The organism is Streptomyces sp. NPDC094032 (assembly GCF_040303965.1).
Taxonomy (GTDB): Bacteria; Actinomycetota; Actinomycetes; order Streptomycetales; family Streptomycetaceae; genus Streptomyces.
The window spans coordinates 42412-64902 of record NZ_JBEOUE010000012.1 but is presented as its reverse complement, the minus strand read 5'-3'; the positions used below and the strand labels follow the sequence as shown (position 1 = coordinate 64902).

The 22491-nt window shown below is 72.3% G+C and carries 21 protein-coding genes; 15 read left to right on the top strand and 6 right to left on the bottom strand.

The window, feature by feature from the left end:
• Positions 1–148 precede the first annotated feature (148 nt).
• Both ABTZ54_RS18600 and ABTZ54_RS18595 read right to left on the bottom strand, forming a co-directional pair.
• Positions 149–541 carry an SCO4983 family protein gene (locus ABTZ54_RS18600; protein WP_351664388.1) on the bottom strand — a complete coding sequence of 131 codons (393 nt, stop codon included), beginning with the start codon at positions 539–541 and terminating at the stop codon, positions 149–151.
• 77 nt (positions 542–618) lie between these two features.
• Positions 619–1830: a pyridoxal phosphate-dependent aminotransferase gene (locus ABTZ54_RS18595; protein ID WP_351664386.1), complete on the bottom strand. Its 1212-nt coding sequence runs from the start codon at positions 1828–1830 to the stop codon at positions 619–621.
• Positions 1831–1958: 128 nt separating this feature from the next.
• On the opposite strand from ABTZ54_RS18595, the gene ABTZ54_RS18590 reads away from it, so the two are divergent.
• Together ABTZ54_RS18590 and mptB are read left to right on the top strand one after the other, a co-directional pair.
• Complete coding sequence (locus ABTZ54_RS18590) at positions 1959–2414, top strand: hypothetical protein (protein WP_351664384.1); 456 nt, start codon at positions 1959–1961, stop codon at positions 2412–2414.
• Positions 2415–2447: 33 nt separating this feature from the next.
• Positions 2448–3935, top strand: a complete 1488-nt coding sequence (mptB, locus tag ABTZ54_RS18585) for a polyprenol phosphomannose-dependent alpha 1,6 mannosyltransferase MptB (protein WP_351664382.1) — start codon at positions 2448–2450, stop codon at positions 3933–3935.
• A gap of 146 nt (positions 3936–4081) precedes the next feature.
• Here the strand turns inward: mptB and ABTZ54_RS18580 are convergent, their stop codons facing one another.
• Both ABTZ54_RS18580 and ABTZ54_RS18575 read right to left on the bottom strand, forming a co-directional pair.
• Positions 4082–5656: an N-acyl-D-amino-acid deacylase family protein gene (locus ABTZ54_RS18580; RefSeq protein WP_351664380.1), complete on the bottom strand. Its 1575-nt coding sequence runs from the start codon at positions 5654–5656 to the stop codon at positions 4082–4084.
• Positions 5657–5667: 11 nt separating this feature from the next.
• Positions 5668–6933 carry an amino acid deaminase gene (locus ABTZ54_RS18575; RefSeq protein WP_351664378.1) on the bottom strand — a complete coding sequence of 422 codons (1266 nt, stop codon included), beginning with the start codon at positions 6931–6933 and terminating at the stop codon, positions 5668–5670.
• Positions 6934–7097: 164 nt separating this feature from the next.
• Here ABTZ54_RS18575 and ABTZ54_RS18570 point away from each other — a divergent pair, with 164 nt between their 5' ends.
• From ABTZ54_RS18570 to ABTZ54_RS18550, 5 genes are all read left to right on the top strand, one after another.
• Complete coding sequence (locus ABTZ54_RS18570; protein ID WP_502997267.1) at positions 7098–8438, top strand: sugar kinase; 1341 nt, start codon at positions 7098–7100, stop codon at positions 8436–8438.
• Positions 8435–9193, top strand: coding sequence for an IclR family transcriptional regulator (locus ABTZ54_RS18565; protein WP_351664376.1), 759 nt, complete (start codon positions 8435–8437; stop codon positions 9191–9193). Before ABTZ54_RS18570 ends, ABTZ54_RS18565 begins: the two co-directional genes overlap by 4 nt.
• 13 nt (positions 9194–9206) lie before the next feature.
• Positions 9207–9617: a RidA family protein gene (locus ABTZ54_RS18560; RefSeq protein ID WP_351664374.1), complete on the top strand. Its 411-nt coding sequence runs from the start codon at positions 9207–9209 to the stop codon at positions 9615–9617.
• 125 nt (positions 9618–9742) lie between these two features.
• A complete protein-coding gene (locus ABTZ54_RS18555) occupies positions 9743–11230 on the top strand; it encodes a GntP family permease (protein ID WP_351664372.1) in 1488 nt (495 codons plus the stop codon).
• Between the two features lie 194 nt (positions 11231–11424).
• Complete coding sequence (locus tag ABTZ54_RS18550) at positions 11425–11811, top strand: hypothetical protein (protein ID WP_351664370.1); 387 nt, start codon at positions 11425–11427, stop codon at positions 11809–11811.
• Here the strand turns inward: ABTZ54_RS18550 and ABTZ54_RS18545 are convergent.
• Positions 11808–13151, bottom strand: coding sequence for a M14 family metallopeptidase (locus ABTZ54_RS18545; RefSeq protein ID WP_351664368.1), 1344 nt, complete (start codon positions 13149–13151; stop codon positions 11808–11810). The two genes, ABTZ54_RS18550 and ABTZ54_RS18545, sit on opposite strands and share 4 nt — an antisense overlap.
• A gap of 208 nt (positions 13152–13359) precedes the next feature.
• Positions 13360–15042 (bottom strand): chitinase, encoded by a 1683-nt coding sequence (locus ABTZ54_RS18540; RefSeq protein ID WP_502997266.1) that lies wholly within the window; start codon positions 15040–15042, stop codon positions 13360–13362.
• A 344-nt stretch (positions 15043–15386) separates the two neighbouring features.
• Between ABTZ54_RS18540 and ABTZ54_RS18535 the strand changes: the two genes are divergently transcribed.
• The 8 genes from ABTZ54_RS18535 (at position 15387) to ABTZ54_RS18500 (ending at position 22489) form a co-directional block, all read left to right on the top strand.
• Positions 15387–16286 carry a hypothetical protein gene (locus ABTZ54_RS18535; protein WP_351664366.1) on the top strand — a complete coding sequence of 300 codons (900 nt, stop codon included), beginning with the start codon at positions 15387–15389 and terminating at the stop codon, positions 16284–16286.
• Between the two features lie 78 nt (positions 16287–16364).
• Complete coding sequence (gene cpaB / locus ABTZ54_RS18530) at positions 16365–17069, top strand: Flp pilus assembly protein CpaB (protein ID WP_351664364.1); 705 nt, start codon at positions 16365–16367, stop codon at positions 17067–17069.
• Positions 17070–17077: 8 nt separating this feature from the next.
• A complete protein-coding gene (locus ABTZ54_RS18525; RefSeq protein WP_351664362.1) occupies positions 17078–18334 on the top strand; it encodes a CpaE/TadZ family protein in 1257 nt (418 codons plus the stop codon).
• A 1-nt stretch (position 18335) separates the two neighbouring features.
• On the top strand, positions 18336–18704 hold the full coding sequence (locus ABTZ54_RS18520; protein WP_351664360.1) for a TadE/TadG family type IV pilus assembly protein: 369 nt from the start codon (positions 18336–18338) through the stop codon (positions 18702–18704).
• Positions 18705–18772: 68 nt separating this feature from the next.
• Positions 18773–19279, top strand: a complete 507-nt coding sequence (locus tag ABTZ54_RS18515; RefSeq protein ID WP_351664358.1) for a TadE/TadG family type IV pilus assembly protein — start codon at positions 18773–18775, stop codon at positions 19277–19279.
• Complete coding sequence (locus ABTZ54_RS18510; protein WP_351664356.1) at positions 19276–20619, top strand: TadA family conjugal transfer-associated ATPase; 1344 nt, start codon at positions 19276–19278, stop codon at positions 20617–20619. Before ABTZ54_RS18515 ends, ABTZ54_RS18510 begins: the two co-directional genes overlap by 4 nt.
• 25 nt (positions 20620–20644) lie before the next feature.
• Positions 20645–21589: a type II secretion system F family protein gene (locus ABTZ54_RS18505; protein ID WP_351664354.1), complete on the top strand. Its 945-nt coding sequence runs from the start codon at positions 20645–20647 to the stop codon at positions 21587–21589.
• 12 nt (positions 21590–21601) lie between these two features.
• Positions 21602–22489: a DUF5936 domain-containing protein gene (locus ABTZ54_RS18500; protein ID WP_351664674.1), complete on the top strand. Its 888-nt coding sequence runs from the start codon at positions 21602–21604 to the stop codon at positions 22487–22489.
• Positions 22490–22491 lie beyond the last annotated feature (2 nt).

Here is a 22491-nt window from a genome sequence, read left to right as displayed (position 1 = left end):
GGGTGAAGGCGCGATCCCGGTGTGGAACCGGACGGGGGGCGTCCGGGGGGCGGGTCGGGAGCGTCGGGGGCCGGGGGCTCGGGTCAGGTGCTGCCCCGGTGGGTGGCGCCCGGTCCGCGCGGTGTCGTGGCCGCGCGGACCGGGGCCGTCAGGGGGCGCCGACCAGGGATTCCCCGGTGAGCGCCGCGGTGTGCGCGTCCATGCGCTCGGCGGCGAGGATCGCGGCGGCCGTGTCGGCCCGGGAGGCGGCGACGACCAGGGCGCGGCCCGCGAGGGCGTGGGCCCTGCGGTGCAGCGCCTCGGCGGGGGAGCCGCTCAGGCCGGCGTGGCGCGCGGGGGGCGCGCCGCGGAGCCTGGCGACCTGCCGGGCGATGAGCTCGCCCGCGTCGCCGTCGCCGAGCTCGTCGGTGACGGCGAGCAGGGCGGCGAGGTGTCCGGCGAGCTGGATGTCCAGCTCCTCCTCGCGGGAGCGGTGCGGGTACGCGGTCCGGTCGTCGTCGGCCATCCGGTGGACCGACTTGGTGCGGATCGGTTCGTACATGGGACGGCCTCCTGAGTGCTCTGGAGGCATCCTAGCTTAGATTCGATCTAAATTTGTGTGCTGTCCGGATCGGGTTGCTAGTGCTGGCTGTAGCCGTCCAGGAACGTGCCGATCCGGGTCACCGCGTCCGCCAGGTCCGCCGCGGTGGGCAGGGTGACGATCCGGAAGTGGTCCGGCTCGTGCCAGTTGAAGCCCGTCCCGTGCACGACCATGATCTTCTCGGCCCGCAGCAGGTCCAGGACCATCTGCCGGTCGTCCTTGATCTTGTAGACGTTCGGGTCGAGCCGTGGGAAGAGGTACAGCGCGCCCTTCGGCTTCACGCACGTCACGCCCGGGATCCGGGTCAGCAGCTCGTACGCCGTGTCCCGCTGTTCGAGCAGCCGCCCGCCCGGCAGCACCAGGTCCTCGATCGACTGGCGGCCCTGGAGCGCTGCGGCCACCGCGTGCTGGGCCGGCATGTTGGCGCACAGGCGCATGTTGGCCAGGATCGTCAGGCCCTCGATGTACGAGGACGCGTGCGCCTTCGGGCCGCAGACCGCGAGCCAGCCGGAGCGGAAGCCCGCCACCCGGTAGTTCTTGCTCATCCCGTTGAAGGTGAGGACCAGCAGGTCGGGGGCGATGGCGGCGGTCGGGGTGTGGGTGGCGCCGTCGTAGAGGATCTTGTCGTAGATCTCGTCCGAGCAGACCACGAGGTTGTGACGCCGGGCGATCTCCGTGAGCGAGCGGAGCATCTCGTCGTCGTAGACGGCGCCGGTCGGATTGTTCGGGTTGATGATCACGATCGCCTTGGTGCGGTCGGTGATCTTGCGCTCGATGTCGGCCAGGTCCGGCATCCAGTCCGCCTGCTCGTCGCAGCGGTAGTGCACGGCCGTACCGCCCGCGAGGGAGACCGAGGCCGTCCACAGCGGGTAGTCCGGGGCCGGGACCAGCACCTCGTCGCCGTCGTCGAGCAGCGCCTGCATCGACATCTGGATCAGCTCGGAGACGCCGTTGCCGAGGTATATGTCCTCGACGGAGAGCGGGATGCCCTTGGTCTCGTAGTGGCTCATGATCGCGCGCCGCGCGGACAGCAGGCCCTTCGCGTCGCCGTAGCCGTGCGCGTCGGCGAGGTTGCGCAGCACGTCCTCGAGGATGGCCGGCGGGCACTCGAAGCCGAAGGCGGCCGGGTTGCCGGTGTTGAGCTTGAGGATGCGGTGTCCCGCGGCCTCCAGTCGCATGGCCTCTTCGAGAACCGGGCCCCGGATCTCGTAACAGACGTTGGACAGCTTCGTGGACTGGATCACCTGCATGACGAGAGCTTACGGCGGGGCCCGTCGGCGCGCCGCGTGTTCTGTGCCACGTCGGGGACGGGTCGGATGTTCGGGTGGATGTGACCCACGTCGCTCTCGCACTGGCGTGCTCCCTACAATCCCGGTTCGTGAGCCAGTACGACACGGGGGCCGACGACGGCCCGAGACGCCGCCGCCGGCATGCCTCCGAGCGTCGGGGGGCCGGTCCGCTCCTGATGGCCGGGGGTGGCGCCGTCGTCGCCCTCGGTGCGCTGGCGGCCGTCCTGGCCTCCGCCTTCGATTCCGGGACCCCCGGCCCCGGCGCCCCTTCGGGGGGTGCGGGGCGGGAGGGGATGCCGACGCTGATCCAGCCGGATCCGGGGGAGAGCGTGGGGGCGGGGGACGGTGGGGCGGCTCCGGCCCGTACGGGTGCGGCGGCGGAGTCGGCGGCCCCGTCCGCGTCTGTGTCTGGGTCCGCCTCCGCCTCGGCGTCCGCTTCCGCTTCTGCCGGCGGGGTCGCGCCCGCCGTGACAACCACCACTCCCGCCGGGGAACGGCCCGGAAAGTCGGGCTCCGCGCCCGGGATCAAGAAGAAGCCGCAGTAGGGCGGGCGGGACCGCAGGATAGGTTGGTCCGTCATGTGGGTTTTCAGCACCGCCGGCTGCCGGTGGCTCGGCGCGGCCGGATCGCTCGCCGTCACCGTCGGCGGCTGGGCGGCCGGCACCCTGCCGGTACGCGGCGGCTGGGGCCTGTGGGAGCCACGCGGCTCCGCACTGACCGTGGCCGGGGCCGTTCTCGCGTACCTCGGACTGACCCTGCTGATCGTCGCCTGGTGGCAGTACGGGCGGCTGCTGCTCGCCGGCGCCCGTGAGCGCGTCGGCGTCACGCTGTGCTGGTGGGCGGGGCCGCTGCTGCTCGCGCCGCCGCTCTACAGCGCCGACGTGTACAGCTACATCGCCCAGGGCGCGATGGTCCTCGAAGGACACGACGTGTACGGGGGCGGGCCCTCCGTCCTCGCCCCCGGCGAGCTCGGCTGGGACGCCGCCGCGAGCGTCGGCGGGCACTGGACGGACACGCCCGCGCCGTACGGGCCGGTCTTCCTCGTCCTGGCCCAGGCGGTCGTGAAGCTGACCGGTGGGGCGGTCGTGCCCGCCGTCCTCGGCATGCGGATCGTCGCGGTCGGCGCGCTCGCCCTCATCGTCTGGGCCGTCCGGGGCCTCTCCGACGGGCGCCCCGGGGCGCTCTGGCTCGCCGCGCTCAATCCGCTGCTCCTCATCCATGTCGTGGCCGGCATGCACAACGACGGGCTGATGATCGGCCTCATGCTGGGCGGCGTGCTGCTCGCCGTGCGGGGGCGGTGGGTGGCCGGCAGCGTGCTCGTCGGGCTCGCCGTCATGGTGAAGTCGCCGGCGGCGGTGGCGCTGCTGTTCGTGGGGATCGTGGTCGCGCGGCAGTGCGGTGGGGGTGTGCGGGGGGTTCTGAAGGGGCTGCTGCCGGGGGTCGTGGCGGCGGGGGTCGCCGTGCTCGCGACCCTTTCGGCGGGGACCGGCTTCGGCTGGCTCCGCACGCAGAGCGTGGCGGGGACGATCCACACGGCGCTCTCCGTCACGAGTGACCTCGGGCTGGGGCTTGGGCTGCTCGTCGGGGACGATCCGGAGCCGGTGAAGGCGGTCGTCCAGAAGCTGGGGCTTGTGGTGGCGGTCGGGGTCATCTTGGCGCTGGGGTGGCGGGTGTGGCGGGGGCGGGTCGATCCGGTGCTGGGGCTGGGGGTGTCGCTGCTGGTGCTGGTGGGGCTGTCGCCGATGGTGCAGCCCTGGTATGTGCTGTGGGGGGTTTGTGTGGTGGCGGTGCGGTGGGAGGGGGTGTGGGGGTGGTACCTGGCGGTGGTGTGTGCGGGGCTGGCCTATGAGACGGCGCCGTCTGGGCATACGCCGGGGTATGGGTTTGCGCTGATGGGGGTCGTGCTGATCGGGGGGCTCGTCGCGCTCCACCGCCGTGTGGGCAATCGTCCCGCAGGGCGGGACGGGTGGGCACACGGGACGGCGCCCTTGCGCGCGCCTGCGCACCCTGTACCTGCTCCACGACGGCGCCGTAGTCGAACTGAACGTACAGGCACTGGAGCCTAGGCCCGGCAGGGGGCGCCGTTCCGTTGTGCCCACCCGTTCCGCCCCAGCGGAACGATTGCCCACAACGGGGGGGCGGGGGTGGGCGGCGTGCCCGCCCGCGGCGCGGGGCGGGCGGGGCGGCGGGCGGCGGCGGGGTCGCGGCTGTGTCAGGTTCGGCGGATTGCGCGGCCGGCTAGGGCGGTTGTGCGGGTGCCGTTTTCGATGACGAAGTGGCCGTTGATCAGGACGTGGGGGATGCCGCTTGGGAGGGTTCGGGGAGCTTCGTACGTGGAGCCTGCTGCGATTGTTGTGGGGTCGAAGAGGACCAGGTCCGCTCGGTAGCCCTCGCGGATCAGGCCCCGGTCGGGGAGGCGGAGGCGGGCGGCTGGGCGGGAGGTGAGGTGGGCGACGCACTCCTCCAGGGAGAGGACGGACTCCTCGCGGACGTAGCGGCCCAGGTATTCAGGGAAGGTGCCGTACGCGCGGGGGTGCGGCTTGGCGCCCTGGAGGATGCCGTCGGAGCCGCCCGTGTGGACCCGGTGCCGCATGATCGCGCGGACGTTCTCCTCATGGCCCACGTGCTGGAGGATCGTCGTGCCCAGGCGGTCGTCGAGGAGGAGTCGGCGGGCGGTGGGCCAGTCGGGTACGCGGTGGCCGATGTGGGGGGCGAGAGCCGGGTTCGTCGTGCCCGAGATTTCGATCGTGTGCCAGTCGACCGGGACGCCGTGACAGCCGTCCGAGCCGATCTCCTCCAGGTGGTGCCGGATGCGTTCGGCGGTCGTGTCGTCGCGCAACCGGGCGAGGAGCGCCTCGGGACCGCCCTCGTGGGCCCAGCTCGGGAGCACGGCGACCAGGGTCGTACAGCCGGGGGTGTACGGGTAGGTGTCGAGGGAGATGTCCGAGCCGGATGCCAGGGCCTTGTCCAGGAGGGCCAGGAGGTCCGGGGCCCGGCCCTTGTTCACGCCGAAGTTCATCGTGGCGTGGGCCAGGTGCAGGGCGCAGCCCGCGTCCCGGGTGAGCCGCACCATCTCCTCGTACGCTTCAAGCGCGCCCGCCCCGTAGGAGCGGTGGTGCGGGCAGTAGTAGCCGTCGTACCCGGCGACCACCCGGCACAGTTCGGTGAGCTCGGCATCGGGCGCGTACATCCCCGGTGTGTACGTGAGGCCGGAGGACATGCCGACCGCGCCCTGCTCCATGCCCTCGGCGACGAGCCGCCGCATGTGGTTCAGCTCGGCCTCCGTGGCGGGGCGGTCCTCCCAGCCCACGGCGTACATCCGGACCGTGCCCTGGGGGATCAGGTACGCCGCGTTGACGGCGATGCCCCGGTCGAGGCGGTCCAGGTACTCGCCCACCGTGCGCCAGTCGAAGTCGATGTCCGAGCCGTCGCCGTTCCAGCCGGTGATGGTCCGGCGGACCTCGGCGAGGGTGCGGTCGTCGACCGGGGCGTACGACAGGCCGTCCTGGCCCAGCACTTCGAGGGTCACGCCCTGCGCGGCCTTCGCGCTGTGGTCCGGGTCCCGCAGCAGGGCCAGGTCGCTGTGGGCGTGCATGTCGATGAAGCCGGGCGACAGGACGAGGCCGTCGGCGTCCACGACGCGGCGGGCGGTGGGGCGCTGGCAGCCGGCCGCCGCGCCCTCCTTGACGATCGCGGCGATCCGGCCGTCGGCGAGGGCCACGTCGGCGCGGTACGAGGGCGCGCCGCTGCCGTCGACGACCTCGGCGTCACGGAAGACGAGATCCATGGCGGGCTCCTCTAGAAGAAGGTGCGGATGTAGTCGACGACCGTTCCGTCCGCCTCGACGAGCGGGATCAGCTGCCACTTGTCGAAGGAGGTGCAGGGGTGGGACAGGCCCATGCCGACCCAGTCGCCGACCTCCAGGTCGGCGCCCGGCTCGGTGCGGAGCCAGGCGTGCTGGTCGGAGAGGCCGGTGACGGTGATGCCGTCGGCGGGGCGGACCTCGCCCGTGCGGGCGTCGCGGACCACCTGCGCCTCGGGCAGGTGCAGGTCGTGGGCGGCGTCGCGCTTGCCCGCGTTGGTGAAGGCCTGGGCGGGCGTGGGGCGGGAGACGACCTGGGACCAGAGGCGGAACGCGGGCTCCAGCGCGCCCTCCTCGGGGATCCGGTTGAAGGGGGTGAGGGTGCGGTAGTGGCCGGAGTCGTGGCTGACGTACGCGCCGGAGCGCAGCAGCTTCAGGACGGGCAGGGAGAGCGCGGGGAGCTCGGCGAAGACCTCGGCGACGGTGTCGAACCAGGCGCTGCCGCCCGCGCTGACGACGATCTCCCCGGCGGCCGGGTCGAACAGGCCCGCCTTGTCGAAGTCGGCCGCCAGCGCGGTGAGCCGGTGCAGCCAGGCGCGGACCTTCTCCTCGTCGGCCCCGGGGACCTCGCCCTCGTAGCCGGCGACGCCGACGAGCCGGAGGGTGGTGGTGGCCGCGACGGCGGAGGCGACGGCGGCGCAGTCGGCCCCGGTACGGGCGCCGGTGCGGGCGGTCTCGCCGGCGCCGAGCTCGATGACGACGTCCAGCGGGCGGGTGGCCCCGGCGGCGCGCAGGGCCTCGTCCATCAGCTCGACGCCGCGGGGCGAGTCGACGTAGCAGACGAAGCGGAAGTCCGGGTCGGCGTCGAGTTCGGCGGCGAGCCAGCGCAGGGCGACGGGGTCGACGAGCTCGTTGGCGAGGAAGATCCGGTCGACGCCGTGGGCGCGGTAGACGCGGGCCTGGTGGGGGACGGCGGCGGTGATGCCCCAGGCGCCGTGCGCGAGCTGGCGGTCGAAGAGCTGCGGGGCCATGGAGGTCTTGCCGTGCGGGGCGAAGGCGAGGCCGTGGCGTTCCGCGTACGTCTCCAGGAGGCGGAGGTTGTGCTCGACGGACTCGGCGGAGAGGGCGAGGACGGGGGTGGTGAAGCCGCCGGTGAAGAGGTTGCGGCGCTGGGCTGCCAGCTCGCCGACGGTCAGGCCCTCGGCGTCCGGGGGCAGGGCCTTGAAGCGGTGGTCGACGACCTCGTTCGCCAGGTCCGGCATGGGTCCTCCTCCTTGAGGGTTCCTGCGCGGGGTGCGGTGTGGTTGCAGCATGTGCAACGACCGTTGCGCGTATCGCTTATGGCTGTCTAACATCCGGGCCAACGCCGGGTCAATGGACCCGAGCCGAACCGCCCCCCCGCCGCACAGCGTGAAGGAGCCCGAAGGTGACCGGAACCCCGCCTCCCGTGGACGGTGCGCCGGACGTCGTCTGCCTCGGCGAGTCCATGGTCACCTTCCTGCCCGACCGGGCCGGGCGCCTCGCCGACGTGCCCTCGTTCGCCCGGGGGATCGGCGGGGCCGAGTCCAATGTGGCGTGCGCGCTCGCCGCCGCCGGGCATCGGGCGAAGTGGGTCGGGCGGGTGGGGCGGGATGGGTTTGGTGACCATCTGGTCTCGGCGATCGGTGCGTACGGGGTGGACGTGTCGGCCGTGGGGCGCGATGCGCGGCGGCCTACCGGGGTCTACTTCCGGACCGCGACCGATCGGGCGAGTGACGAGCACGAGGTCGTGTACTACCGGGCCGGGTCGGCGGCGTCCGCGATGTCGGTGGAGACCGTGCCGTATGCCTCTGTCGGGGGCGGGCGGATGCTGCATCTGTCCGGGATCACCGCCGCGTTGTCCGAGTCGTGTCTGGCGCTTGTGCGTGCGTTGACCGCGCCGCGGGTCGGGCGGCCGCTCGTCTCCTTCGACGTCAACTTCCGGCCTGGGCTGTGGGGGGACGTGGTGGAGGGCGGGAGGGTGCTGCTTGAGCTGGCTCGGGGGGCGGATGTGGTTTTTGTGGGGGCGGATGAGGCTGAGGCGGCGTGGGGGGTGGGGGAGGTGGAGGCGGTTCGGGCGTTGTTGCCTGAGCCTTCGGTGCTTGTGGTGAAGCGGGGTGGGGAGGGGGCGGTGCTGTTCGAGCGCTGCGCGGGCTCCTTCCCCACCCCGCCCCTTCCCGAACCGGGGGCTCCGCCCCCGGACCCCCGCGCCTCAAACGCCGGCGGGGCTGGATTTGGCCCGGCTGGGACGGGGGCAGGCGGCGGGGCTGGATTTGGCGGGTCTGGGATTGGCCCGGCCACGGCTGGAACAGGCGGCGGGGCTGGATTTGGCCCGGCTGGGACTGGAGCGGGCGGCCGGGCTGGAGTGGGCGTCGGCGGGGCTGGATTTGGCGGGGCTGGGGTTGGCCCGGCCGCGGCCGGAGCGGGTGGCGGTGCGACCGGCGTCCCTGGTTGCGACACCGTCGTCTTCGTCCCTGCCCCCCGCGTCGACGTCGTCGCGCCCGTCGGTGCCGGGGACGCCTTCGCCGCCGGGTTTCTCTCCGGGACCTTGCGCGGGCTCGGGGCCGTCGGGCGGTTGCGGCATGGGCATCTGATGGCCGCCGCCGCGCTCACCGTGCCCGGGGACCTCGCCGTGCCCGCCCGGCGCGCCCATGCCGACCGGCTCGCCGGACTCGACGACGCGGCCTGGGGGAGACTGCACCTCGGCCCCGGCTGGACGGGGGACGACCAGGAGGTACGTACGCCATGAGCCAGACCGTCGACCGCGCGCTCAGCATCCTGCCGTTGCTCGCGCAGGGGCCCGCCGACCTCGGGCAGGTCGCCGACCGGCTCGGCGTGCACAAGTCCACTGCGCTGCGCCTGCTGCGCACCCTCCACGAGCACGGTCTCGTCTACCGGCAGCAGGACCAGCGCTACCGCCTCGGCGCCCGGCTCTTCGCGCTCGCCCAGGAAGCCGTCGAGAACCTCGACATCCGGGAGATCGCCCACCCCCATCTCGCCGCCCTCAACGAGCAGATCGGGCACACGATCCACCTCGCCGTCCACGAGGAGGGCGAGGTGCTCTACATCGACAAGGTCGAGAGCCGCTACCCCGTACGCATGTACTCGCGCATCGGCAAGCCCGTCGCGATCACCGTCGCCGCCGTCGCCAAACTGCTCCTCGCCGACCTGCCCGAGCACGAGCGCCGCGCGCTCGCCGCCAAGCTGGACTACCCCCTGTACACGCCCCGTTCGACGCCCAACGCCGCCGCCTTCCTCAAGGAGCTGGCGACCGTACGCGAACAGGGGTGGGCCACCGACCTCGGTGGCCACGAGGAGTCGATCAACTGCGTCGGCGCGCCCATCCGGGGCGCCGACGGCCGGGTCGTCGCCGCCATGTCGGTCTCCGCGCCGAACGTCGTGGTGACCGCGGAGGAACTCCTCACCCTCCTCCCGCTGGTGCGCCGCACCGCCGAGGACATCAGCCGCGACTACTCCGGCAACACCCCCAGGAAGAACAGTTAGGAACAGGAACCGCATGACCGAGAAGATCGCCCTCGTCCCCGCCACCCACACCGCCCCGCCCGCCAAGTTCTCCCACGGCGTGAAGAAGGGCAACATCCTCCAGGTCGCCGGCCAGGTCGGCTTCCTGCCCGCCGTCGAGGGGCAGCCCCCGACGCCGGCCGGCCCGACCCTGCGCGAGCAGACCCTCCAGACCTTCGCCAACGTCAAGGCGATCCTGGAGGAGGGCGGCGCCACCTGGGACGACGTGATGATGATGCGCGTCTACCTCACCGACGTCGACCACTTCGCCGAGATGAACGAGATCTACAACGCGTACTTCGAGGAGCAGGGCCTCAAGGCCCCCGCCTCGGCCCGTACGACGGTCTACGTCGGCCTGCCCAAGGGCCTGCTCATCGAGATCGACGCCCTGGCGGTTCTGAGCTGATCCCGCTGCACCACCACCCGCACCACCACCTGCTCCACGGCACGGCGTTCGTCCCCGGAACGCCGTGCCGCGCCCCACCCTGCCCGAAAACGAGAACGAGAACCGAGATACGAGGTCCCCCCTTCATGCACCTCAGCCTCAGCCTCAGCCCCGCCCTTCCCCTCGCCGCCGAAGCCCCGCCCGCCCCGCCGCACACCGGCGGCCTGCTGCTCCTGATACCCGGCACCGCGGGACTGCTCACCGTCGCAGCGCTCGGCATCGCCCTGCTGCTGCTCCTCATCATCAAGGTGCGGCTCCAGCCCTTCGTGGCGCTGCTCGCCGTCTCCCTCACCGTCGGCCTCGCCGCCGGTCTGTCGGTCACCGAACTCTTCGGCACCGTCCAGAAGTCCGCCGCCACCTCCGTCATCGAGAACGGCATGGGCGGCATCCTCGGCCATGTCGCCATCATCATCGGCCTCGGCACCATGCTCGGCGCGATCCTCGAAGTGTCGGGCGGCGCCGAGGTGCTGAGCAGCCGTCTGCTCGGGCTCTTCGGTGAGAAGCGCGCCCCGCTCGCGATGGGGCTCACCGGCCTCATCTTCGGCATCCCCGTCTTCTTCGACGTCGGCATCTTCGTCCTCGCGCCGATCGTCTACGCCGCCGCCAAGCGGTCCGGGAAATCGATTCTGCTCTACTGCATGCCGCTGCTGGCCGGGCTTTCGATGACCCATGCCTTCCTGCCGCCGCACCCCGGTCCCGTCGCCGCCGCCGGTCTGCTGAACGTCTCGCTCGGCTGGGTCATCCTCATGGGCGTCGTCGTCGGCGTCCCGGCCGTCCTCGCCGCCTGGGCGTACGCCGCCTGGATCGGCAAGCGCATCTTCGTCGAGGTCCCCCAGGACATGGTGGACGCCGCCGAGGAGGCCAGGGCACGCGTGGCCGCCGAACGCTCGGGCGGCTCCGAGGCGCCCGTACCGCTGGCCACCGTCCTGTTCATCATCGGTACGCCGCTGGTGCTCATCCTCGCCGCGACCTTCTCCTCCATCGCGCTCGACCCGTCCACTCTCCGGTCGGTGATCGAGTTCTTCGGCAACCCGTTCGTCGCCCTGACGATCGCGCTGCTCCTCGCGTACTACCTGCTCGGCATCCGGCGCGGCTGGAGCCGCAAGTCCCTTGAGCAGGTGTCCACGTCCTCCCTCAAGCCGGTCGGCAACATCCTGCTCGTGGTCGGCGCGGGCGGGGTCTTCGGCGCGGTCCTCAAGGCCAGCGGGGTCGCGCAGGCCCTCTCCGACACCTTCAACGACGTCGGCCTGCCCGTGATCGTCCTCGCCTACCTGATCTCCCTGGTCCTGCGCGTCGCCCAGGGCTCGGCCACCGTCGCCATCGTCACCACGGCCGGCATCGTCCTCCCGCTGGTCGAGGGCGGCGACTACTCGCAGGCCTTCCTCGCCCTGGTCATCATGGCGATCTCGGCCGGCTCGATCTTCGCCTCGCACGTCAACGACGGGGGCTTCTGGATCGTCGCCAAGTACTTCGGGATCTCGGAACGGGACACCCTGAAGTCCTGGACGGTGCTGGAGTCGGTGCTGTCCGTGGCCGGGTTCGCCGTTGCGGCGGCGTTGAGCCTGGTCGTGTAGCGGGCGGGCCCGTTTCCGGCGGGGGCGCCTGCCCCGCTCACAGCATCGTCGGCCATACTTCCCGCGTGGAGCAGAGCACAGGACCCAGCAGCATTCCGCCCCTTCAAGGCGCCGCGGCCGATCCGGCGTTCGTCCCCGGCATCACGGGGCCACGCCCGGAGGCGGAGACAGGACCGGCGGAGACAGGACCGGCGGTGAGTGACGCGGTCGAGACCGATGTCGATGTCGATGTCGATGTCGATGTCGTCGAGGACGCGGTGCCCGAGAGTGGTTTCGAGCCGGATCCCGACGGGCCCGTCTTCGAGGCCGCCGACCGGCGGGCCCGGATCGTCGCCGACGGCGAGGGCGTACGGCTCAGCCTCGACGAGGAGAGCTGCGACTTCCGCTGGGACGAGATCGGCGCGGTCGAGACCGCGTCGGGGCGCTTCGGCAAGCGGTTCACCGTCACCGTGCACACCCCTGACCGGCGCTGGTACCCGATCGAGATCGAGGCACCGGCCAGGGGGCACATCGCGGAGTGGGAGTCACAGCTCGACGCCGTGCTGGACGCCTACTTCGACGACGACGCCAAGGCCGGCTAGCAGTACTGCGCGGCCTTGCCGATCGAGCGGTACATGCAGTCGCTGTTCTCCAGGAGTTGGAGCACGGCGTCCCGGTTGCGGCTGGTCTCCCGCTCGATCACCTCGTCGGGCGGGTAGAAGCCGCCGCTCCAGGAGTCGGTCGGGTACATCTCGAAGGTGTACGCGAAGATCTTCTGCGCGCCCCACAGGTAGTCGTCGATCGACCCGTCCGTGATGTACAGGTCGCTGGACTGCTCGGGCGTGTAGCCGTTGCTCGTGGCCATCTTCTGGCCGACCGTGGCGAAGGCGTCGCGGTCGTCCTGGGTCATGCCCGTGGCGGTGTCCGCGGTGGTCCAGCCGAAGGGCCACAGGACCAGTTCGCTGTAGGTGTGGAAGTCGATGCCGGTCTTGATCTGCTGCTTGCCGCCGACGACCCGGGAGCGGACGAAGTCGGCGACGACCTTCACCTCGGGCGCGGACTCGGGCGCCGTGCCGCGGTAGGTCTCGGAGCTCTTGGAGCCGGAGGAGCCGCCGCAGCAGCCCCACTTGTAGTCCCAGTTGCGGTTGAGGTCCGTACCGACGTACGAGGAACCGGAGTTGGGCTGGCGGTTCTTGCGCCAGCTGCGGTAGGAGCCGGTGGCGATGTCGTACTCGCCGCCGTCCGGGTTGAGGTCGGGGACGATCCAGATCTCCCGGTTGTTCACCATGTTGGTGATCCGGGGGTCGGTGCCGTAGCCGGCGCCCAGCTCGCGCAGCAGGTAGAGCGCCATCTCGACGGTGAGGTGCTCGCGGGCGTGCTGGTGGTGGGTGAAGAGGACCTCGGGCTCGTCCTCGTCGGTGGCGACGTTGTCGCTGACCTTGATGGCGATGATGTCGCGGCCCTGGTACGTCTTGCCGATCACCCGCTTGTTCATGATCGACGGGTAGGCGGCGAGGCGCTGGTCGATCTCGGCGTTCATCTCCGCGTAGTTGTGGTACTTCGCGTCGGCGGAGGGGAAGTCGAGCGGGCCCAGCGCGCTGGTGGCGGACTTGCCCCGGTCGGGCGGGGCGGGCAGGGCGACGGCGCGGTAGCCGAGGCTCTTGAGGTGGGCCACCTGCTGGGCGTTGGCGCTGACGACGACCGAGCGGGCGTCGACCTCGTCGATGGAGACGCCGGTGGCGGCGAGGGCGGTGCGTTCGGCGGGGGTGGCGGGTCCGGCGATCTCGTACTGCCGGATCACCTCGTCCCCGCCGCGGGTGGCGGCGGCCGGTGCCGGGTCGGCCCCGGCAGGTGTCGCGAGGGCGGAGATCGGCGCCGCGAGGGCGAGCGCCAGGAGGCCCGCGAGTGCGGCGGACCTTCTTCCGCGGATACGAAGTCGCATGCTGTCTCCTGGGTGGGGAGTGTGGGGGAGTGCGACAGACGGTCGTGCGGTGCTGACATGGTGCGGCTATGGCATGGACCGGTCAAGCGGGGGAGTTCGGCCACATTCTTCCGGCCCCGGACCCGGGAAACGGCGCAGCGCCGCCGGGGGAGCGGCGGCGCTGCGGGGGATTCCCCCGAAGGGGGGAGGGGGGAGGGAGTTCCGGTGGCTACGGGAGGCCGTGGACGTGCGGGCCGACCGCGTTCGACCAGGCGTTGCCGGCCGTCGCGTCCCAGTTGGTGGACCAGGTCATCGCGCCCCGGATGTTCGGGTAGGTCTGCGCGGGCTTGAAGGTGCCGCAGCCGGTGCCCTTGGCCAGGCAGTCCAGCGCGTTCTTCACGATCTGCGGGTCGACGTAGCCGCTGCCCGCGCCCCGGGTCGAGGCGGGCACGCCGAGGCCGACCTGGGAGGCGTCGAGGCCGCCCTGGAGCTGGATGCAGGCGAGCGCGGTGAGGAAGTCCACCGAGCCCTGGCTGTAGACCTTGCCGTCGCAGCCGAGCATCGCGCCGCTGTTGTAGTACTGCGTGTTGACCACCGTGAGGATGTCCTTCACGGCGAGCGCGGTCTTGAAGTACTCGGTGCCGGTCGACTGCATGTCGATGGTCTGCGGGGCCATCGTGAGCACCATCGACGAACCGGCCTTGGCGGAGAGCTGACGCAGCGCCTTGGTCAGGTACGTGGAGTTGATGCCGTGCTCCAGGTCGATGTCGACGCCGTTGAAGCCGTACTCCTGCATCAGGGCGTACGCGCTGTCGGCGAAGGCGGTCGCGGAGGCGTCACTGTTGATGGTGACGTTCCCCTTCTCGCCGCCGACCGAGAGGATGACGGACTTGCCGGCCGCCTTCTTCGCGGCGATGTCCGCCTTGAAGTCGGCGGTGGAGGCGTAGCCGACCGCCGGGTCCAGGTTGAAGGTGAGCTGGCCGGCCGTGGTGGTGGCGTCGGCGAAGGAGACGGCGATGATGTCGTACTGCGCCTGGACGTCCCGCAGCTTCTGCTTGGCGGCGCCGTTGTCGAAGTTCTGCCAGTAGCCGGTCACCGCGTGCTTGGGCACGGCCGGGCCGGGGCCCGGGTCGGTGACCTGGGCGGTCTTCACGGAGACGGCGGCCGACTTCGCGGACTCCCCGGCGGCGTTGGTCGCGGAGACCTGGAACTGGTACGTCGTGTTGGCGGTCAGGCCGGTGACGGTGGCCGAGGCGCTGTTGACCGTGGTCGCGAGAGCACCGTCCTTGTAGACCTTGTAGGCGGTCGCGTTGGAGACCGCGCCCCAGGTCAGCGGGACGGACGTGGAGGTGGGCGTGGACGCGGCGAGGCCGGCGGGGACGGCCGGGATCGTCGGCTGCGGGTCGGTGCCGCCGCCTCCGTCGGGCCCGAAGACGCTCACGTCGTCGACGGAGTAGGCGGCCGTGCCGTACCACCCGTGCGTGTAGATCTGCACCGAGGTGGTGTTCGCCCCCGTGCTGAAGGTGGTCGTCAGCTGCTTCCAGCCCGCGCTGTCCGGGGTCCAGGTGGAGACGTCGGTGGTGCCGGTGCCGGTCGCGCCGAGGTACGCGTAACCGCCCTGCACCCATGCGCTCAGGGTGTACGTGGAGCTGGGCTTGACCGCCACGGTCTGGGTGCACTGGGCGTTGTCGAGGCCCGCCGGGGTGGCGCGCAGGGCGCCGGCCCCGGTGCGTACCGGCGAGGAGACGACGGCGCCGCTGCCCGCGGAACAGGACCAGTTGGCGAGGCCGTTCTCGAAGCCGGCGTTCTTGGCGTTGTTGACGTCCGCGGCCTGTGCGACGCCGGTACCGCCGACGAGGACGAGCCCGGCGCCGACGGCGAGCGCCAGTGCGGCTCTGGTGGTGCGGTCCACTTGCTGCCTCCGGGAGGGGGGAGTGGGGGAGTGGGGATCGGGGAGGGGTGGAGGCCGTACGCCTTCGTACGGGGGTGCGGAACGGTGGCCACCGTCGGGGGAACAAGCTGGTCCAGACCAATCGGCTTGTCAAGACCTCTGGCGGTAACCGCAGTTCAGGGCCGACGCCCGCGAGGCGCGCCGCGAGGTGCGTGCGGACGCGCGTGACGGGAGGGGGCGGCCGAGAAAGTGACGGAGCTTGAAGGATTGTCTGTTCACCACCCCGGGGGACGTGGATAAAGTGCAGAGGCGTGACGCTGCGAACGCAGCAAGTAGTGGTCAGTGAGGGATCGGGGGAGCCCGGCGTGCCGACAGCGATTGCGGTCACCAGCCCCGATCTGGTGCTGCCGCCCACCGACCCCCAGACACCCCCCGCCGCCGTCCTGCCGGGCCCCGCGACCCGGCCGCTCGACGCCGCCGTCGCCGACGCACAGCTCCTGCTCGAACGCCACGGGCATGTGATCGTCGTCTGCCCCGCCTCCGCCCCGGCCGCGGAGGAGCGGCGGCTGCACACCGTCCGCTCGCTGCTCGAATCCGACCGGATCGCGATCGTCAGGACCGAGCTGCCGCCGCTCGGCGCCGCCGTCCTCGTCCGCCAGCTGCGCCAGCTCTCCGGCTGCGACTTCAGCCCCGGCGTCCTCGCCTCCGCCGCCCGGCTGCTCACCCACTACGTGTACGCGGGCGCCGTCCTCGGCTCCGTCGCCAAGCTGGACCGGGTCCCCGTCGGGCTCACCTCGCACGTCAAGGGCTGGCTGCCCGGCGCCCAGTTCGGCGTCCTCGCCGGTCCCGTCGCCGAGCTCGTCCGGATCGGCTCCGGGGGCGGGCAGGCGTCCGGAGCCGGGTCGCGGTCCGGCCGGCCGGGCGCCCCCGACATCCTCACCGGACCCGAGTTCACCACCGACCTCGTGCTGGCCCGCGGCCAGCTCCAGACCGACTGGCCCGCCACCGTGCTCGCCCCGCGCTGGCAGGTCCGCGCCGTCCAGGAGACCACGCTGCCCGAGTCCTCGCCGCGCTGGTGGGGCACGGGCAAGCTGGTCGAGTTCGCCGCCCACCTCTCCGACCTGTCCGTCCTGTACCAACTGGTCGCCTCCGTACGGCGGGAGACCTGCCACTGGTGCCGGATGGAGCTCATCGGCGACCGCTGCGGCTTCTGCGCCGCCCCGCTGCCCACGGCCGAACCGATCGCGGCGCCCCTGTCCCGCTAGCCCCCGCCCCTCCTCGTCCCCTCCGCCCCCTCCCGCCCCTTCCCGTCCGTTCCCGTCCACGATCGAGGTAGTACGGCCATGAACTCCCGCCAGCGCCGTGGTGTCATCCTGCTGCTGCTCTCCGTCCTGTGCGCCCTCGGCGCCTTCGCCGGGGTGCTCTCGGTGATCAGCGACGTGAACTCCAAGGTCGGACCCGAGGTCACCGCGTACCGCGTCAAGGACGACATCAAGCCGTACACCCCGCTCGGCCCCGGCCGGTTCGAGAAGATCACGATGCCCGAGCGCTGGCTTCCGGCCACCGCCGTCACCGACCTCGCGCAGACCGAGGGCAAGATCGCCGTCACCACCCTCAAGGCCGGCTCGCTGCTCCAGAGCGACATGATCGTCAAGCGCCCCGCGCTCGAAGCCGGCCAGCAGGAGATCGCCATCATGATCGACGCCGCCACCGGAGTGGCCGGCAAGATCACCCCCGGCGCCACCGTCAACATCTACGCCACCTTCGCCGGCGAACGCGGCGGCCAGGCCGCCCAGTCCAAGATGATCGTGGCCGGCGCCCGGGTCATCGACGTCGGCGAACTCACCGCCCTCACCCCGGACCGCGAGGACCGCAACCGGGCCACCGAGGCCGTCCCGATCACCTTCGCGCTCTCCACCGTCGACACCCAGCGCGTCGCCTACGCCGAGTCCTTCGCCCAGCACGTCCGCCTCGCCCTCGTCGCGCCCGGCGGCAGCACCCCGCCCGACGCCCGCGACCGCACCTACACGCTCAACAAGGACAAGTGAGGCCCCGCATGACCACCAGGATCCTGCCGGCGGTCGGCGACGCGGACGCGGCCCGCGCGGTCACCACCCTCATCGGCCAGCTCCCCGACGCCGAACCGGCCTCCCCGGTCGCCGACTCCACCCAGCTCGTCGACACCCTGGCCCGCCTCGCCGCCGAGTCCCTCGACGAACTCCCCGAGGTCGTCCTCGTCCACGAGCGGATCGGGCCCGTACCGGCGCTGGAGCTGATCCGCGAGGTCGCCCTGCGCTTCCCCGCCGTCGGCGTCGTCCTCATCACCGCCGACGCCAGCCCGGTGCTCTTCTCCGCCGCCATGGACTCCGGCGCCCGCGGCCTCGTCACCCTTCCCCTCGGTTACGAGGAGCTGGCCAGCCGCGTCCAGGCCGCCGCCCAGTGGTCCACCGGGGTCCGCCGCCACCTCGGCGGCGGCACCGAGGCCCTCACCGGACCCGGCGGCCGGGTCGTCACCGTCAGCGGCGCCAAGGGCGGCGTCGGCACCACCGTCACCGCCGTCCACCTCGCCCTCGCCGCCCGCGCCTCCGGCCACACCGTCGCCCTCGTCGACATGGACCTCCAGGGCGGCGACGTCGCCTCCTACCTGGACGTCCAGTTCCGCCGCTCGCTCGCGGACCTCGCCGCCGTCGACGACATCTCGCCCAGGGTCCTCCAGGACGCCGTGTTCGTCCACGAGACCGGCGTCAGCCTGCTCCTCGCCCCGGCCGAGGGCGAGCGCGCCGAGGAGGTCACCGACCGCGCCGCCCGCCAGATCGTCAGCGCCCTGCGCGGCCGCTACGAGGTCGTCGTCATCGACTGCGGCACCCACCTCGACGGGGCGGGCGCCGCCGCCGTCGAGATGGCCGACACGGCTCTTCTCGTGACCACCCCCGACGTGGTCGCGGTCAGGGCCGCCAAGCGGGCGGTACGGATGTGGGACCGGCTCCAGGTCCGCAAACCGGAGGAGACCACCCTGCTGGTCAACCGCCACCAGCGGGCCACCGAGATCCAGCCGCCCCTGGTCCAGAAGATCACCGGCACCCGCATCGCGGGCGTCACCGTCCCCGCCCACTTCAAGGAGCTCGCCGCCGTCGTCGACGCGGGCCGCCTGCACGACCTGGACGCCCGCTCGACCGTCAAGCAGGCGCTGTGGGCGCTCGCCGGCGAGCTGGGCCTCGTGAAGGCCGGTGTCCCCGCGCCGCGCGGCAAGGAGCTCGTACGGGGCGGGGAGCGCGGCGCCCTCGGGCTGCGGCGGCGCGGGGCGGGGCGCTGAGATGAGGCTCGCCGAGCGGGACGACAGGGGACAGGTGGCGGTCGAGTTCGTCGGCATGCTGCCCCTGATCCTGCTCACCCTGGTGCTGCTGTGGCAGTGCGTCCTGGTCGGCTACACCTTCACCCTCGCCGGGAACGCGGCGGACGAGGCGGCCCGGGCCGGCGCCGTCGGCGACGACTGCGGCGCGGCGGCCAAACGGCACCTGGAGGGGGCATGGGCCGCGAAGGCCTCGGCGGGCTGCGCCCGGGACGGCGGGCTGGTCCGGGCGACGGTCACGCTGCGGGTGCCGGTGCTCTTCCCGGGCGCGGTCAGCTTCCCGTTCGACGTGAAGGGCGAGGCGGGGGCCGTGTGGGAGGGGGAGCGGGGATGAGACGACGGATGGTCGGGCGAGGGGTGGTCGGGCGACGGATGGTCGGGCGAGGGGTGGTCGGGCGGCGGATGGTCAGGCGACTGACGGTCGAGCCGATCGCCCCACGCACCGCGCCGCGCGCCGTCACGCGTACGGCGCCGCGCACCGCCACGCGTACGGCGCCGCGCACCGCCCCGCGCATCACCCCCCGCCCCGCCCCGCCCGCCTCCCGGCGCCGCGACCGGGGCCAAGTCGCCATCGAGTACCTCGGCTTCCTCCCGATCCTCCTCCTCGTCGGTCTCGTCGGCGTCCAGTTCGGCATCGCCGCCTACGTGGCCCAGCAGGCCGGTACGGGCGCGCGGGCGGCGGCGCGGGCGGCCAGTGTCGACGACCCCCGCTCCGTACCGGATCCGGAGGTCGCGGGGAAGGCGGCGATGAGCGGCTGGGCGGCGAGCCGCAGCCGCGTGAAGGTGGCCGGCGGGGTGGCCACCGTCGTCGTCAAGGTCCCCTCCCTCATCCCCTTCGTGCACTTCGGCGACGTGCGGCGGAGCGCCGTCATGCCCCTGCCCGACGAGACCCGGAAGGACCGGCCATGAGCCTGAGGTCCCGTATCGGCCACCCCGAGGAGACCGGGGCCGGCGGCGGCCGGGAGGACGGACACCTCGTCGCGTCCTTCCGGGCCAAGCTCCTGGAGGAGATCGACCTCACCGAGATGTCCGCGCTCGCCGCCGCCGAGCGCCGGGCCCGCCTGGAACGGGTCCTCGGCCACATCATCAGCCGCGAGGGCCCCGTCCTGTCGACGGCCGAACGGGCCCAGCTGATCCGCCGGGTGGTCGACGAGGCACTCGGGCTCGGCGTGCTCGAACCGCTCCTCGAAGACGCCTCGATCACCGAGATCATGGTCAACGGCCCCGACCAGATCTACATCGAGCGGGCCGGCCGGGTCGAGCTCCTGCCGCTCCGTTTCGCCTCGCACGAGCAGCTGATGCAGACCATCGAGCGGATCGTGTCGACGGTCAACCGGCGGGTGGACGAGTCGAATCCGATGGTCGACGCCCGGCTCCCGTCCGGCGAGCGCGTCAACGTCATCATCCCGCCGCTGGCCCTCACCGGGGCCACCCTCACCATCCGCCGCTTCCCCCGCGCGTACACCCTGCACGAGATGGTCGGCCTCGGCTCGCTCGACGAGCAGATGCTGCTGCTGCTCTCCGGGCTCGTCCAGGCGAAGTTCAACATCATCGTCTCCGGCGCGACCGGCACCGGGAAGACCACCCTGCTCAACGCCCTGTCCGGGCTCATCCCCGACGGCGAGCGGGTCATCACCATCGAGGACTCCGCCGAGCTCCAGCTCCAGCAGTCCCACGTCATCCGCCTGGAGGCGCGCCCGCCCAACATCGAGGGCCGGGGCGCGGTCACCATCCGCGACCTGGTGCGCAACTCGCTGCGGATGCGCCCCGACCGGATCGTGGTCGGCGAGGTCCGCGGCGGCGAGACCCTGGACATGCTCCAGGCGATGTCCACGGGACACGACGGCTCGCTCGCCACCGTCCACGCCAACTCGGCCGAGGACGCCCTCATGCGGCTCCAGACCCTCGCCTCGATGTCGGAGGTCAAGGTCCCCTTCGAGGCGCTGCGCGACCAGATCAACAGCGCCGTCGACGTCCTCGTGCAGCTCACCCGGCACCCCGACGGCACCCGCCGGATCACCGAGATCGCGATCCTCGCCTCCGACGGGCGCGAGCGCTACCTCCTCGCCACCGTCTGCGGCTTCCGGGCACAGCCGCTCGCGGCCGACGGACGGGTGTACGGGGAGTTCGCGTACCACCCGCTGCCGCGCCGGGTCGCCCAGCGGCTCTACATGGCGGGACAGCCCGTCCCGCAGGCCTTCGGCGTGGCCGCGTACGACGAACAACTGGCCGTGCGGGAAGCGAAGTAGGGAAGGAAGAGGGAAGGAAGCCGACGTGAATCCGACACTGCTGACCGCGGGCGTGGCGCTGATCTGCTGCGTCCTGGCCGTGCTCGGCATCCAGACGTACGCGAGCGGGGCCGCCCAGCGGGCCGCGCTGATCGCCCGCCTGTCGCAGACCGGCGAGGGCGGCGAGGGCGGTACGGGAGGGCGCCGCCGCCCGTTCCGGGGCATCGACCGGCGGGTGCGCCGTACCGCCTTCGGGCGCAGGCTGGAACTGCGTATCTCGGCCACGGGACTCGACGTCACGCCGGGTGAGTTCGTGGTGTACATGACGGCCACGGTCGCCGTGCTGTGGATCGTGGGCCAGGCCCTGCTGTCCCCCTTCTTCGGCCCGATCTGCGGTTTCCTCGGCGTGTGGGTGGCGATGGGCTTCCTCAACTGGCAGCGGCAGAAGCGCATCGAGAAGTTCATCAATCAGCTCCCCGAGCTCTCCCGCATCCTCGCCAACGCCACCCAGGCCGGACTCGCCCTGCGGATGGCGCTCTCGCTCGCCGCCGACGAGCTGGAGGCCCCGGCCGGCGACGAGCTGGAGAAGGTCGCCCAGCAGCTCGCCGTCGGCACCTCCGTGGACGACGCGCTCGGCGAGCTGGCCGAGCGCCTGCCGTCGCGCGAACTCGTCGTCCTGGTCACCACCCTTGTCCTGGCCAACCGGGCCGGCGGCACCGTCGTCTCCTCGCTGCGCAACCTCACCGAGACGCTGGAGGAGCGCAAGGAGACCCGGCGCGAGGTCCGCACCCAGCTGTCGCAGGTGAGCCTCACGGCGTACGCGGTGCCGGTCATCGGGGTCGGCTCGCTGCTGCTCATCGACAACATGCAGCCGGGCGCGCTGGACCGGATGACGGGCTCGGGCCTGGGGCAACTGGCCGTGGTGATCGCCCTCGCGCTCTACGGGGTGGGTTTCGTGGCCATCCGCCGCTTCTCGAAGATCGACGTGTAGGGGCGTGTGACCGTGGAACTGCTGCTCGCCCTGCTCGCCGGGCTCTCCGTCGCCGGCGCCTGCTACGGCGTCCGCCTCTACCGCGCGGACGCCAAGCTGCCCGCCGACCTCCAGCTCGCCCTGGAGGTCGGCGCCACCCGTACCGGCGCCGTCGACTCGCTCGTCGACCGGCTCGGGATGCGCTGGTCGCCCGCCGTGCTGCGGCTGATGGGCCCCAAGCGGGTCAACTCGGTGCGCCGCCGGATCGACCTCGCGGGCAATCCGGGCGGCCTGACGATCGACCGGTACGGGGCCCGGCGCGCGGTCTACGGCGTCCTTGGCGCGCTGGGCGGCCTGCTGATGCTGGGCAGGGGCTCGTTCCTGGCCGCGGCCCTGCTCTTCGCCTTCGGCGCGTTCTGGACCGAGGTCGGCATCTGGTCCGCCGTCCGCATCCGCAAGGACCAGATCGAGCGCACCCTGCCGGACTTCCTCGACGTCCTCGCCGTCGTCGTCTCCGCGGGGCTCGGCTTCCGCCAGGCGCTGGAGCGGGTGGCCGAGAAGTACGAGGGCCCGTGGGCCGACGAACTGCGCATCACCCTGCGCCAGATGGACATGGGCGTCAGCCGCCGCCAGGCCTTCGACGAACTGCGGCGGCGCAACGACTCGGAGCAGGTGGCGCAGTTCGTCACGGCGCTCCAGCAGGGCGAGGAGCTCGGCGCGCCGATCGTCGACACCCTGATCCAGATCGCCAACGACATGCGGCGCACGGACGCGCAGAACGCGCGGCGCAAGGCGGCGAAGGCGGTTCCCAAGGCGACGATGGTGATCACGACCCTGATGGTCCCGGCGACGATGATCCTGCTGGGCGCGGGCCTGTTCCTCGGTACGGGCACCGACTTCGGCTCGATCACGGGCGAATGAGG

What these genes read in the sequence shown, in the direction of transcription:
- ABTZ54_RS18575 (WP_351664378.1), bottom strand. Translation starts at nt 6,933, where the DNA reads ATGCCGGACCTGGCGAACGAGGTCGTCGACCACCGCTTCAAGGCCCTG.
- ABTZ54_RS18520 (WP_351664360.1), top strand. Translation starts at nt 18,336, where the DNA reads ATGAGGCTCGCCGAGCGGGACGACAGGGGACAGGTGGCGGTCGAGTTC.
- ABTZ54_RS18600 (WP_351664388.1), bottom strand. Translation starts at nt 541, where the DNA reads ATGTACGAACCGATCCGCACCAAGTCGGTCCACCGGATGGCCGACGAC.
- ABTZ54_RS18565 (WP_351664376.1), top strand. Translation starts at nt 8,435, where the DNA reads ATGAGCCAGACCGTCGACCGCGCGCTCAGCATCCTGCCGTTGCTCGCG.
- ABTZ54_RS18510 (WP_351664356.1), top strand. Translation starts at nt 19,276, where the DNA reads ATGAGCCTGAGGTCCCGTATCGGCCACCCCGAGGAGACCGGGGCCGGC.
- ABTZ54_RS18560 (WP_351664374.1), top strand. Translation starts at nt 9,207, where the DNA reads ATGACCGAGAAGATCGCCCTCGTCCCCGCCACCCACACCGCCCCGCCC.
- ABTZ54_RS18580 (WP_351664380.1), bottom strand. Translation starts at nt 5,656, where the DNA reads ATGGATCTCGTCTTCCGTGACGCCGAGGTCGTCGACGGCAGCGGCGCG.
- ABTZ54_RS18595 (WP_351664386.1), bottom strand. Translation starts at nt 1,830, where the DNA reads ATGCAGGTGATCCAGTCCACGAAGCTGTCCAACGTCTGTTACGAGATC.
- ABTZ54_RS18545 (WP_351664368.1), bottom strand. Translation starts at nt 13,151, where the DNA reads ATGCGACTTCGTATCCGCGGAAGAAGGTCCGCCGCACTCGCGGGCCTC.
- ABTZ54_RS18525 (WP_351664362.1), top strand. Translation starts at nt 17,078, where the DNA reads ATGACCACCAGGATCCTGCCGGCGGTCGGCGACGCGGACGCGGCCCGC.
- ABTZ54_RS18515 (WP_351664358.1), top strand. Translation starts at nt 18,773, where the DNA reads ATGGTCAGGCGACTGACGGTCGAGCCGATCGCCCCACGCACCGCGCCG.
- mptB (WP_351664382.1), top strand. Translation starts at nt 2,448, where the DNA reads ATGTGGGTTTTCAGCACCGCCGGCTGCCGGTGGCTCGGCGCGGCCGGA.
- cpaB (WP_351664364.1), top strand. Translation starts at nt 16,365, where the DNA reads ATGAACTCCCGCCAGCGCCGTGGTGTCATCCTGCTGCTGCTCTCCGTC.
- ABTZ54_RS18555 (WP_351664372.1), top strand. Translation starts at nt 9,743, where the DNA reads ATGCACCTCAGCCTCAGCCTCAGCCCCGCCCTTCCCCTCGCCGCCGAA.